12 protein-coding genes are annotated in these 12,605 nt (G+C 60.8%); 7 read left to right on the plus strand and 5 right to left on the minus strand.

Annotation, left to right across the window (positions count from 1 at the left end):
• Positions 1–128 precede the first annotated feature (128 nt).
• The 7 genes from QMK58_RS17655 to QMK58_RS17685 all read left to right on the plus strand — a co-directional run bounded on the left by QMK58_RS17655 (position 129) and on the right by QMK58_RS17685 (position 7,282).
• Complete coding sequence (locus tag QMK58_RS17655; protein WP_053158603.1) at positions 129–1,427, plus strand: OprD family porin; 1,299 nt, start codon at positions 129–131, stop codon at positions 1,425–1,427.
• A gap of 184 nt (positions 1,428–1,611) precedes the next feature.
• A complete protein-coding gene (locus QMK58_RS17660) occupies positions 1,612–2,436 on the plus strand; it encodes an NAD-dependent epimerase/dehydratase family protein (RefSeq protein WP_053158600.1) in 825 nt (274 codons plus the stop codon).
• A 50-nt stretch (positions 2,437–2,486) separates the two neighbouring features.
• Positions 2,487–3,374 carry an SMP-30/gluconolactonase/LRE family protein gene (locus tag QMK58_RS17665; protein ID WP_053158598.1) on the plus strand — a complete coding sequence of 296 codons (888 nt, stop codon included), beginning with the start codon at positions 2,487–2,489 and terminating at the stop codon, positions 3,372–3,374.
• 67 nt (positions 3,375–3,441) lie between these two features.
• Positions 3,442–4,413: a TRAP transporter substrate-binding protein gene (locus tag QMK58_RS17670; protein WP_053158595.1), complete on the plus strand. Its 972-nt coding sequence runs from the start codon at positions 3,442–3,444 to the stop codon at positions 4,411–4,413.
• 78 nt (positions 4,414–4,491) lie between these two features.
• Positions 4,492–5,019: a TRAP transporter small permease gene (locus QMK58_RS17675; protein WP_053158593.1), complete on the plus strand. Its 528-nt coding sequence runs from the start codon at positions 4,492–4,494 to the stop codon at positions 5,017–5,019.
• Positions 5,019–6,299: a TRAP transporter large permease gene (locus QMK58_RS17680; protein ID WP_053158590.1), complete on the plus strand. Its 1,281-nt coding sequence runs from the start codon at positions 5,019–5,021 to the stop codon at positions 6,297–6,299. The genes QMK58_RS17675 and QMK58_RS17680 overlap by 1 nt, the downstream gene beginning before the upstream one ends.
• Before the next feature lie 113 nt (positions 6,300–6,412).
• Complete coding sequence (locus tag QMK58_RS17685; RefSeq protein WP_320395141.1) at positions 6,413–7,282, plus strand: aldose 1-epimerase; 870 nt, start codon at positions 6,413–6,415, stop codon at positions 7,280–7,282.
• A gap of 5 nt (positions 7,283–7,287) precedes the next feature.
• Here the strand turns inward: QMK58_RS17685 and QMK58_RS17690 are convergent, their stop codons facing one another.
• The 5 genes from QMK58_RS17690 to pqqC all read right to left on the minus strand — a co-directional run bounded on the left by QMK58_RS17690 (position 7,288) and on the right by pqqC (position 12,505).
• On the minus strand, positions 7,288–9,015 hold the full coding sequence (locus QMK58_RS17690; protein WP_053158584.1) for a NahK/ErcS family hybrid sensor histidine kinase/response regulator: 1,728 nt from the start codon (positions 9,013–9,015) through the stop codon (positions 7,288–7,290).
• On the minus strand, positions 8,999–10,162 hold the full coding sequence (gene ercA, locus QMK58_RS17695) for an alcohol dehydrogenase-like regulatory protein ErcA (RefSeq protein ID WP_053158581.1): 1,164 nt from the start codon (positions 10,160–10,162) through the stop codon (positions 8,999–9,001). Before ercA ends, QMK58_RS17690 begins: the two co-directional genes overlap by 17 nt.
• Before the next feature lie 201 nt (positions 10,163–10,363).
• Positions 10,364–11,506 carry a pyrroloquinoline quinone biosynthesis protein PqqE gene (gene pqqE, locus QMK58_RS17700; protein ID WP_320395142.1) on the minus strand — a complete coding sequence of 381 codons (1,143 nt, stop codon included), beginning with the start codon at positions 11,504–11,506 and terminating at the stop codon, positions 10,364–10,366.
• The gene (pqqD, locus tag QMK58_RS17705) at positions 11,484–11,756 is read right to left on the minus strand and encodes a pyrroloquinoline quinone biosynthesis peptide chaperone PqqD (RefSeq protein ID WP_053158575.1); all 273 of its coding nucleotides are present in this window, start codon (positions 11,754–11,756) and stop codon (positions 11,484–11,486) included. Before pqqD ends, pqqE begins: the two co-directional genes overlap by 23 nt.
• Positions 11,753–12,505, minus strand: a complete 753-nt coding sequence (gene pqqC / locus QMK58_RS17710; RefSeq protein ID WP_320395143.1) for a pyrroloquinoline-quinone synthase PqqC — start codon at positions 12,503–12,505, stop codon at positions 11,753–11,755. The genes pqqD and pqqC overlap by 4 nt, the downstream gene beginning before the upstream one ends.
• Positions 12,506–12,605: the final 100 nt, after the last annotated feature.

Consider the following 12,605-nt stretch of genomic DNA (forward strand, 5'->3'; position numbering starts at 1 on the left):
CCACTCATGGGTTAGTCATCGTATAACTTCCGATTGACATCCCTCGAAAATCCCGCAAATATTCGCGCCAACGTTGTACGACGACGTATGACAAAAATAAAAACAAAATGCAGCAAGGGAGCGTCACAGTGAGCCAACTCGTCCGCAATTCGTCCGCCCGTACCCCACGCCCAACCTTCGCCCGTTTGCAGACGCTAAGCCTGATCGGTTGCGGCAGTCTGGCCCTCGCCCTGCCCTTGACCTGCCACGCCGAAGGTTTCACCGATGACGCCAAAGCCGCGCTGAACCTGCGCAACGCCTACTTCAACCGCAACTACACCAACCCGGCCTACCCCCAGGGCAAGGCCGAAGAGTGGACCCAGAGCTTCATCCTCGACGCCAAGTCCGGTTTCACCCAAGGCCCAGTCGGCTTTGGTGCCGATGTGCTGGGGCTGGTCTCGGTCAAGCTCGATGGCGGCAAAGGCACCGGCGGCACGCAGCTGTTGCCGATTCATGATGATGGCCGCCCTGCCGACAGCTTCGGCCGCCTCGGTGTGGCGCTGAAAGGCAAAATCTCCAAGACCGAATTGAAGGTCGGCGAGTGGATGCCGGTGCTGCCGATCCTGCGTTCCGACGACGGCCGTTCGCTGCCGCAAACCTTCCAGGGCGGCCAGTTGACCTCCACCGAGATCAGCGGCCTGACCCTCTACGGCGGCCAGTTCCGCCAGAACAGCCCGCGCAACGATGCGAGCATGGAAGACATGTTCATGAACGGCAAATCGGCGGCCTTCAGCTCGGACCGTTTCAACTTCGGTGGCGGTGAATACGCCTTCAACGAAAAGCGCACTCAGGTTGGCGTCTGGTACGCGGAACTCAGCGACATCTACCAGCAGCAGTATTTCAACCTGAGCCACAGCCAGCCCATCGGCGACTGGACCCTGGGCGCCAACCTCGGTTACTTCATCGGCAAGGAAGACGGCAGTGCCCTGGCCGGCGACCTCGACAACAAGACCGCGTTCGCGCTGCTCTCGGCCAAGTACGGCGGCAACACTTTCTATGTCGGCCTGCAGAAACTCAGCGGCGACGATGTGTGGATGCGCGTCAATGGCACCAGCGGCGGCACCCTGGCCAACGACAGCTACAACTCCAGCTACGACAACGCCCGGGAAAAATCCTGGCAAGTGCGCCACGACTACAACTTCGCCGCCCTCGGTGTGCCTGGCCTGACCCTGATGAACCGCTACATCAGCGGTGACAACGTGCACACCGGGACCATCACCGACGGCACGGAATGGGGCCGTGAATCGGAACTGGCCTACACGGTGCAGAGCGGTCCGCTCAAAAGCCTCAACGTCAAATGGCGCAACGCGAGCATCCGCAAGAGCTTCAGCACGAACGAGTTCGATGAAAACCGGGTGTTTATCAGCTACCCGATCAGCCTGCTGTAAATGCAGGCTCGCTCTACAGGGTGCGGGTCAGTCTGGAGATTTGTGTCTGCGGGGCAGAAAACGACCCTCCGTCAATTTCCACCAATGTCGCGTTGACAAGAACCGGAATGCTTAACAATACTTCGCTCAAGTCATACGACAACCTACAACAAATCAAGAACAATAACCGCTTCCAGGGATTCCCATGACGACCACTGCAACCGCCCAAACGCCCTTCAATCGCCTGCTGCTGACCGGCGCCGCCGGTGGCCTTGGTAAAGTCTTGCGAGAAAGCCTGCGCCCTTACGCCAATGTGATTCGCCTGTCGGACATCGCCGACATCGCCCCGGCCATCGATGACCGTGAAGAAGTGGTCCCCTGCGATCTGTCCGACAAGCAAGCGGTGCATCAACTGGTCGAAGGCGTGGACGCGATCCTGCACTTTGGCGGCGCGTCGACCGAGCGCTCGTTCGAAGAGATCCTCGGCGCCAACATCTGCGGCGTGTTCCACATCTACGAAGCCGCGCGCCGCCATGGCGTGAAACGCGTGATCTTCGCCAGTTCCAACCATGTCATCGGCTTCTACAAGCAGGACGAAGTCATCGACGCCCACTCTCCTCGCCGCCCGGACAGCTACTACGGCTTGTCCAAGTCCTACGGTGAAGACATGGCCACGTTCTACTTCGACCGGTATGGCATCGAGACCGTCAGCGTGCGCATAGGCTCCTCGTTCCCGGAACCGCACAACCGCCGGATGATGAGCACATGGCTGAGTTTCAGCGACCTGACCCAACTGCTCGAACGCGCGCTGTACACGCCGAATGTCGGCCACACGGTGGTGTACGGCATGTCCGACAACAAGGACATCTGGTGGGACAACCGCTACGCCTCGGCCTTGGGTTATGTCGCACAGGACAGCTCTGAAGTGTTCCGCGAAAAAATCGAAGCCCAGCCGTTTCCGGCGGCGGATGATCCGGCGCGGATCTATCAGGGCGGCGCCTTTTGCACAGCCGGGCCGTTCGGCGACTAAGCCTGCGCGTCTCGCTTGATCCCCACCACAAACCAAGGGAATGAGTTGCCATGCAAGCCGAACTGATCGTCGATGCCCGCAACGCAGTAGGTGAAAGCCCGGTCTGGGTGCCTGAAGAAAACGCTCTGTACTGGGTCGATATCCCGGCGGGCACCTTGCAACGCTGGAGCGCCGACAGCGGGCAGGTCGATGCCTGGAAAGCCCCGCAAATGCTCGCCTGTATCACTCGGCATCGCGACGGCGGCTGGGTCGCCGGCATGGAGACCGGTTTTTTTCATCTGCACCCGCGTGACGACGGCAACCTCGACATTCAGCTGTTGGCTCACGTCGACCACGCCCGACCCGACATGCGTCTGAACGACGGCCGATGCGATCGTCAGGGGCGTTTCTGGGCCGGCAGCATGGTGTTGAACATGGGCGACAACGCGGCCGACGGTACCCTCTACCGCTACAGCGCCGGGCAACGCGGCCCGGTCGACGCACAGTTGAGCGGGTTCATCGTGCCCAACGGTTTGGGTTTCAGCCCGGACGGTCGCACGATGTACCTCTCCGACTCCCATCCGCAAGTCCAGCAGATCTGGGCCTTCGATTACGACATCGACAGCGCCACGCCCTCCAATCGCCGCGTGTTCGTGGACATGAATCAATTCTGTGGACGCCCCGACGGCGCGGCTGTCGATGCCGATGGCTGCTACTGGATTTGCGCCAACGACGCAGGACTGATTCATCGCTTCACACCCGACGGCCAACTGGATCGCTCCCTCGCCGTTCCGGTGAAAAAACCCACCATGTGCGCCTTCGGCGGCCCTCGACTGGACACGCTATTCGTGACCTCGATTCGCCCCGGTGACGACCATGATCCGCAGTCACTGGCCGGAGGCGTGTTCGCCATCGACCCCGGCGTCAAAGGTTTACCCGAACCCCGTTTCAACGATTGAGCCCATAAAAAAAGCTTGTGCTGCATCGCTGTGCCTAAAAAAACAACAACAAACTGGAGACACCCCCATGGACTTCAAACGCACCTTGCTGGCCGCTGCACTCCCCTTCGCCTTCTCCCTCAGCAGCGCCGCCCACGCGCTGGAAATCAAATTCGCCGACATTCATCCGGCCGGTTACCCCACCGTGCTGGCTGAAGAGCAACTGGGCAAAACCCTGGTGGCCGACAGCAATGGCGCGCTGACCTTCAAGATGTTCGCCGGCGGTGTGCTCGGCTCGGAAAAGGAAGTGATCGAACAGGCCCAGGTCGGCGCGATCCAGATGGCCCGGGTCAGCCTCGGCATCGTCGGCCCGGTGGTGCCGGATGTGAACGTGTTCAACATGCCGTTCGTGTTCCGCGACCAGGCGCACATGCGCAAAGTCATCGACGGTGAAGTCGGCGATGCAATCCTCGACAAGATCACCAACTCCGAATTCAACCTGGTCGCCCTGGCCTGGATGGATGGCGGCACGCGCAACATCTACACCAAGAAACCGGTGCGCAGCCTCGCCGACCTCAAGGGCATGAAGATCCGCGTGCAAGGCAACCCGATGTTCATCGAAACCATCAATGCCATGGGCGGCAACGGCATTGCGATGGACACCGGCGAAATCTTCAGTGCCTTGCAGACCGGCGTGATCGACGGCGCGGAAAACAACCCGCCGACCCTGCTCGAACACAACCACTACCAGAACGCCAAGTACTACAGCCTGACCGGTCACCTGATTCTGCCGGAGCCGATCGTGATGTCGAAAATCACTTGGGAAAAACTCACGCCCGAGCAGCAAGCACTGGTGAAGAAAACCGCGAAAGCCGCCCAGGCTCAGGAACGCACCCTGTGGGACGCGAAATCGGCCAGCAGCGAAGAGAAGCTCAAGGCTGCCGGCGTCGAATTCATCACCGTCGACAAGAAACCTTTCTACGAAGCCACCGCCTCGGTCCGCGAAAAATACGGCGCGCCTTACGCCGATCTGATCAAGCGCATCGAAGCCGTTCAGTAACCCTCCCTGAATTCTGGAAAGGCCCGGCACCGCGCACGTGGGTGTACGTCCGTGGGTGCCCGGTTACGGTGGAACCCGATGAAGAATCTATTGCTGCGTATCAACGACAGGATCTACATGACCTGCATCTGGGTCGCGGGCCTGTCGGTATTGGCCATTTCCCTGATGATCCCCTGGGGCGTGTTCGCCCGTTACGTCCTCGGCACCGGCTCCAGCTGGCCGGAGCCTACGGCGATCCTGCTGATGATGGTCTTCACCTTCATCGGCGCCGCTGCCAGTTATCGCGCCGGTGCACACATGGCGGTGGCGATGCTCACCGACCGCATGCCCGCCGAAATGCGCAAAGCCGTCAGCGTGCTGTCGCAACTGCTGATGGCGACCATCTGCCTGTTCATGGCGATCTGGGGCACCAAGTTATGCCTGTCCACCTGGAACCAGTTCATGAGCGCCCTGCCGACGCTGCGCGTGGGCATCACCTACATGCCGATCCCGGTGGGCGGCGTGCTGACATTGATTTTTGTTCTGGAAAAACTCTTGCTCGGTGATCAGAGCAACCGTCGGGTCGTGCGTTTCGACCTCGTTGAAGAAAATGAAGGTGCCGCTTAATGGACGCTCTGATTCTGCTCGGCAGCTTCATCGCTTTGATCCTGATCGGCATGCCGGTCGCCTACGCGCTGGGCCTTTCGGCGCTGATCGGTGCGTGGTGGATCGATATCCCCTTCCAGGCCTTGATGATTCAGGTCGCCGGGGGCGTGAACAAATTCTCGCTGTTGGCGATTCCGTTCTTCGTCCTGGCCGGCGCGATCATGGCCGAGGGTGGCATGTCGCGCCGGCTCGTGGCGTTCGCCGGGGTGCTGGTGGGCTTTGTGCGCGGCGGCTTGTCGCTGGTCAACATCATGGCTTCGACCTTCTTCGGTGCGATCTCCGGTTCCTCGGTGGCGGACACCGCCTCGGTCGGTTCGGTGTTGATTCCGGAGATGGAGCGTCGTGGCTATCCCCGTGAATTCGCCACGGCCGTGACCGTCAGCGGCTCGGTGCAGGCCCTGCTGACACCACCGAGCCACAACTCGGTGCTGTACTCGCTGGCCGCGGGCGGTACGGTGTCGATTGCCTCGCTGTTCATGGCCGGTGTGGTGCCGGGCCTGTTGATGAGCGCGTGCCTGATGGTGCTGTGCCTGATCTTCGCCAAAAAGCGTGACTACCCCAAGGGCGAAGTCATTCCGATGCGCGAAGCGCTGAAGATCTGCGGCGAAGCCATGTGGGGCCTGATGGCGATGGTGATCATCCTCGGCGGCATTTTGTCGGGCATTTTCACCGCGACCGAATCGGCGGCGATTGCCGTGCTGTGGTCGTTCTTCGTCACCATGTTCATCTACCGCGACTACAAGTGGCGCGAGCTGCCGAAATTGATGCATCGCACGGTGCGCACGATTTCGATCGTGATGATCCTGATCGGCTTCGCCGCGAGCTTCGGCTACATCATGACGCTGATGCAGATCCCGGCGAAGATCACCACGATGTTCCTGACCCTGTCGGACAACCGTTACGTGATCCTGATGTGCATCAACGTCATGCTGCTGTTGTTGGGCACGGTGATGGACATGGCGCCGCTGATCCTGATCCTCACGCCGATTTTGATGCCGGTGATCCTCGGCATCGGCGTGGACCCGGTGCAATTCGGCATGATCATGCTGGTGAACCTGGGGATCGGCTTGATAACGCCGCCGGTGGGCGCGGTGCTCTTTGTGGGATCGGCCGTGGGTAAAGTCAGCATCGAATCGACCGTCAAAGCCCTGCTGCCGTTCTACGGCGTGCTGTTCCTGGTGCTGATGGCCGTGACCTACATTCCTGCGTTGTCGCTGTGGTTGCCGCATCTGGTGTTGTAACGCTTTTCTGTAGGAGCCGGCTTGCCGGCGATGGCCATCTCAAGGACGTCATCGCCGGCAAGCCGGGCTCCTACACAAAGCATTCCCTGCATTCGCCTACATCGCTGGTCAATATGAAGCCAACACTGCTCGAACTCGAAGACGAATTCACCCGCCTCACCCTCGCCCCGGAACTCGGGGCGAGCATCGTCAACTGGACTGTGCGCAGCACCGGCCTGCCCTTGCTGCGACACGCCGATGAGCACGCCCTGAACACCGGCCTGCCGGGCAAACTCGGCTGTTTTCCCTTGATCCCCTGGTCCAACCGCATTGCCGAAGGCGGTTTCGACTGCCCCGATGGTTGGCTGGCCCTTGCGCCGAACAGCCTCACCGATCCCCTGCCCATCCACGGCAGCGCCTGGCAACAACCCTGGCAGGTGGTGTCTCATTCAGCGAACGAAGTGGTTCTGCAACTCGACAGCACAACCCCCTTCGCCTACCGCGCCCGGCAGCGTTTTCATCTGAACGCGGGCAAGCTGAGCATCGAGCTGCATGTCACCCATCTTGCCGAACGCGCTGCGTGGCACGGGTTGGGCTTGCACCCGTTTCTGCCACGTACGGCGAACACACTACTGCAAGCGCCGGCGCAACAGGTCTGGTTGTGCGATTCGAAAAAACTACCGACCCGACTCAGCGAATTGCCGCAAGAGTGGAGCTTTCAGCAACCCAATGCATTACCCGAAACGCTTGTCGATAACGGATTTTGCGCGTGGGATGGCCACTGCCTGATCCAGCAACCGGACCTTGGTTATGAACTGCAATGCCAGGCCAGCGGCAGCGATTACTACCTGCTCTACTGCCCCCTGGGCCTGGCGTTTTTCTGCATTGAGCCGGTCAGCCACCCGGTCAATGCACATCACTTGCCCGGTCGGCCGGGATTGCGCTTGCTGGAACAAGGGCAATCCGCGCAACTGGGGTTCAGCCTGCAATATCGAGCGATATAAACGCGTTAACCCAGTAACTGGCTCAACACCGCGCGCAACTTGCCTGGCTTCACCGGTTTGTTCAGCAGCGGTGCAGCGAGTCGTTGCAGGGAGCGCCGGCACTGGTCGGTGCGGTCGGCGGTGATGATCACGGCGGGAATGTTCTGCACAAAGTGCTCGCGCAAATGCCGGACCACCTCACAGCCAACCACGCCGTGATCGAGGTGATAGTCCGCCAGTATCAAATCCGGTGCGTGACCGCCCAACGCAACCAGCGCAGAAGTTTCATCAGTGGCTGTCACAACGTCACAACCCCACTGCCCGAGCAACGCGCTCATGCTATCGAGAATACTCACTTCATTGTCCAGCACCAACAGGCGGCGCCCTGGCAACGGGTCGCCCGCCCCTGCCTGCGGCACCGTTTGGCTGACGGGCAATGGAACCTCGGCGGAAATCGGCACGTCGATGCTGAACATCGAACCGCGCCCCGGCGCCGATTTCACGCCGATGGTATAACCGAGAATCTTGGCGATGCGCTCGACAATCGCCAGCCCCAGACCAACACCTTTGCGGTCGGCGGCGCGTCCGACGTCCAGTTGATTGAACTCCAGGAAGATCGAGTCCAGGCGATCCGCGGCGATCCCGCGCCCGGTGTCCCACACCTCAAGGCGCAACATCGCGCCGCGACGCCTGGCCCCCAGCAGAATGCTGCCCTCGTCGGTATAACGACAGGCATTGCTGAGGAAATTACGCAGGATCCGCGTCAGCAGACGTAAATCGGTATTGATGGCGCAATCGACCGCGTGCACGCGCAGGTTCAAGCCTTCCGCCTGCGCAACCGACTGGAACTCCGACACCAGCGGCCCGAACAACTCGTCGAGGTGATAAGGCGCAACGTCAGGTTTGACGGCGGCCTGATCGAGCCGGGAAATATCGAGCAGATCCGTGAGCAGGTCCTCGGCGCCTTCAAGGGCTTGATGGGTGCGCTCTACCAGCACCTGTTCGGATGCCGGCAACTGGCGCTCGCGCAAGGTAGAAATCAGCAACCGTGCGGCGTTCAGCGGTTGCAGCAGGTCGTGGCTGGCGGCGGCGAGGTATTTGTCCTTGCTGTGATTGGCGGCCTGCGCCGCATCCCGGGCATGGCGCAAGGCCCTGGCGATCAGTTTGCGCTGGACGATCTGCTGCTGAAGATTTCGATTGGCCTCGAGTAATTCATCGGTGCGAGCGGCGACGCGGTGCTCCAGTTCATCGTTGAGCTGCTGCAAGTGTCGCTGCGCCTGTTTGCGCTCGGTGATGTCGGCGACAAATCCTTCGACCAGCTCCTCATGCCCCGGCTTGAGCAACAGGTTCATCAGCACATCGATGTGGCTGCCATCCTTGCGGCGCAGACGGGTTTCATAGGCGTTCAGGCTGCGTTCGCGGGTGAGGATTTCGCCGATGTGTTCCAGCTCCGGCGTGCCGTCGATAAACAGGTTGGCGGCCAGGTCCGTCAGGGAAAACAGCACTTCCTGCGGATCCTTGTAGCCAAGCATGTGTGCCAGTGCCGGATTGGCGGCGCGCATGCCATCGCGCAGGCTGGCCTGGAAGATGCCATTCACCGCGTTTTCAAAGAGCCACTTGTAACGATTGCGCTCGGCCTCCAGTTCATCCAGGCGCGCAGCCAGCTCCGGGTAATGGCTCTTGCGGGCCGAGTGATTACCCAGTCCCAACAGGCCGGTCAGCGCCCTTTGCTGCTCGTCAGAGGGCTTCGCCATACACGACCTCGACGTCACGCTGACTGGATTCGCGCGGGTTGGTCAGGATGCACGGATCGTGCATCGCATGCTGCGACAGAAACGGAATGTCCGAGGTCCTGACCCCGTGCAGACCCAGGGTCTCGTGGAAACCGATGGCACGCTTCAGCGCGATCAGGTGTTCGACCAGTCGCCCGCAAATCTGCCGGTGGTTCAGGCCTCGGCAATCGATGCCCAACGTTTCGGCAATCACCTTGAAGCGATCCGGCGCCGAGTTGTAGTTGAACGCCACCACATGCTCCACCAACACTGCGTTGCACAAGCCGTGGGGCAAGTCGAGAAAACCGCCCAGACTATGGGACATGGCATGCACCGCACCGAGGATCGCGTTGGAGAACGCCAACCCGGCCTGCATGCTGCCGAGCATGATTTTTTCGCGCAGCGCGATGTCCGTCGGGTTAGCGATCATCTGCACCAGGTTACCGTTGATCAGGCGCATGGCTTCAAGCGCATGGGGATCGGTCAGCGGTCCGTTACCGGTGGAAACAAAGGCCTCGATGGCATGCACCAGGGCGTCGATGCCGGTACAGGCCGACAGGAACGGGTCCATGCTCAAGGTGGTTTCCGGGTCGATCAGCGAAACGTCGGGCACCACGGCCTTGCTGACGATGGAGAACTTCATGCGTTCCTGCTGGTTGGAAATGATCACGAATTGCGAGACATCGGCCGAGGTGCCGGCGGTGGTCGGAATCAGGATCAGCGGCGGGCTGGGCACGCGGATGGTGTCCACGCCTTCAAACTCAAGGATGCTGCGGCCATGGGCAACAACGATACCGATGCCTTTGCCGCAATCCATCGGGCTGCCGCCACCGACGGCGACGATCACGTCGCAGTGGTTTTCCCGGTACAACTCGGCACCGCGCATCACTTCCTCCACCCGTGGGTTCGGTGAAACGTCGGTGTACAGGCAGTACTCGATGCCCAGCGCTTGCAGGCTGGCCTCGACATCGGCGACCCAACCGGCGGCAACCACACCGGGGTCACTGACCACCAGGACCTTGCGTGCGCCAAAGGTCTTGGCGTAATTGCCGACACTGTGCCGGCTACCGGCGCCGAAGATGATTTCAGGGGACACGAATTTACGCAGCTGGTTGAGACTCTGGCTCATTGGAAAGCCTGTTTTTATTGTTTTGGAAGGTAGAAACCACACTAAACCATCCAGCTGTGAATGCAATCAGACCAAGGTCACTGGCCCAGACACAGATCACTGTAGGAGCGAGCTTGCTCGCGATGGTGTGTCAGCAAACCAAAGTCAACTGGCACACCATCGCGAGCAGGCTCGCTCCTACAGGGGATTTTTGTCGCTGGGCTATCCGCGATAGATCAGCTGCGAAGCCTTCGCATTGCGCAGCGTCAGGTGTTCGATCCCCTGCCCCGGTTCCTCGGCTTCTTCACGGGCCTTGAGGATCACACCGTGATGCGGCGACTTGCTGCACACCGGGTCGGCATTGCTGGCATCGCCGGTCAGCATGAAGGCCTGGCAGCGGCACCCACCCAGGTCCTTGTGTTTTTCATCGCAGGAGCGGCACGGTTCTTTCATCCAGTCATCGCCACGAAAACGATTGAAGCCGAAGGACTCGTTCCAGATGTGCGAGAGGCTGTGCTCGCGCACGTTGGGAAACGGTACCGGCAATTGCCGCGCACTGTGGCAAGGCAAGGCTGTGCCGTCGGGAGTGATGTCGAGAAACAGGTTGGCCCAACCATTCATGCAGGTCTTGGGACGCTCTTCGTAGTAGTCCGGGGTGACGAAGATCAGCTTGCACGGATGACCCTGGGCATCAAGGCGTTCGCGGTATTCATAGGTGATGCGCTCGGCACGCTGCAACTGCTCGCGGGTGGGCAACAGGCCGACGCGATTGAGCTCCGCCCAGCCATAGAATTGGCAGGTGGCCAACTCAACAAAATCCGCTTCCAGCGCCAGGCACAAGTCGATGATTTGCGCGATCCGGTCGATGTTGTGCCGATGGGTGACAAAGTTCAGCACCATCGGATAGCCCTGGGCTTTCACCGCACGGGCCATGGCGAGTTTCTGTGCAAAGGCCTTGCGCGAGCCGGCGAGCATGTTGTTCACCGCCTCGTCGGCGGCCTGGAAGCTGATCTGGATATGGTCCAGCCCGGCCACCTTGAAATCGCGCACCTTTTGCTCGGTCAGGCCGATGCCGGAGGTGATCAGGTTGGTGTAGTAGCCCATGTCCCGCGCAGCTTTGATCAACTCGGCCAGGTCCTGACGCACCAACGGCTCGCCCCCGGAAAAACCCAATTGCGCGGCACCCATCTCTCGCGCTTCACCGAAAACGCGAATCCATTCTTGCGTACTCAGCTCCTCGCCGTGCCGGGCAAAGTCCAACGGGTTGGAGCAATACGGGCATTGCAGCGGACAGCGATAAGTCAGTTCGGCAAGCAGCCATAACGGCGGGCCGGGCAGCGTCTCACTCGATCCAGAACTGCGCATGCGCCACCTCCAGGAATGCCAGCACATCCTCATCGATTCCCGGAACGCCGGGGAACACCGTGGTCAATTGTTCAATGATGGTCGCGACGCTGCGCTGGCCGTTGATCAGGCCAAGGATCTGTCCGGCACTGGCGTTGAGTTTGATCATGCCTTCGGGGTAGAGCAGCACGTGACAGTCCTGGCGCGGCTCCCATTGCAGGCGAAAACCGCGACGCAAGGCCGGTGACTGCTGGCGATTGATCAGGCTCACAGGGCGATCCCCCGATGCCAGACGTTGTCGCCGGTGACCGTGTGATACGGCGGGCGTTCCAGCTCGTAGGCCATGCTCATGGCATCGAGCATGCTCCACAGCACGTCGAGCTTGAATTGCAGAATGTCGAGCATGCGTTGCTGCCCCTCGGCGGTCACGTAGTGCGCCAGCGTGATGCGCAAACCGTGCTCGACATCGCGCCGCGCCTGGCTCAGGCGTGTGCGAAAGTAGTCGTAGCCGGCGACGTCGATCCACGGATAGTGAGTCGGCCAGGCGTCGAGTCGCGATTGATGGATCTGCGGCGCGAACAATTCGGTCAGCGAGCTGCTGGCCGCTTCCTGCCAACAGGCGCGACGGGCGAAATTGACGTAGGCGTCCACGGCGAACCGAACGCCGGGCAGCACCAGTTCCTGAGACACAATCTGCTCGCGATCCAGCCCCACCGCTTCACCCAGGCGCAGCCAGGCTTCGATGCCGCCCTCGCTGCCGGGGACGCCATCGTGGTCGAGAATCCGTTGCAGCCATTCCCGGCGCACGTCGCGGTCCGGGCAGTTGGCGAGAATCGCGGCGTCTTTCAGGGGGATGTTGACCTGATAGTAAAAGCGGTTAGCGACCCAGCCCTGAATCTGCTCGCGGCTGGCGCGGCCGGCGTACATGGCTTGGTGGAATGGGTGGTGGATGTGGTAATAGGCGCCCTTGGCGCGCAGGGTCTGCTCGAATTCGCTTGGGGTCATGGGGGTGTCGGTCATTGCGGGTCTCCGGGGAATCTGCTGTGTCTGGTCTGGTCTCAGCGCTGGCAAGCCAGCTCCCACAGGTTTTTGTGTACACCGCAGAACCCTGTGGGAGTTG

Origin of the sequence: Pseudomonas sp. P8_241, from assembly GCF_034008315.1 — a bacterium.
Taxonomy (GTDB): domain Bacteria; phylum Pseudomonadota; class Gammaproteobacteria; order Pseudomonadales; family Pseudomonadaceae; genus Aquipseudomonas.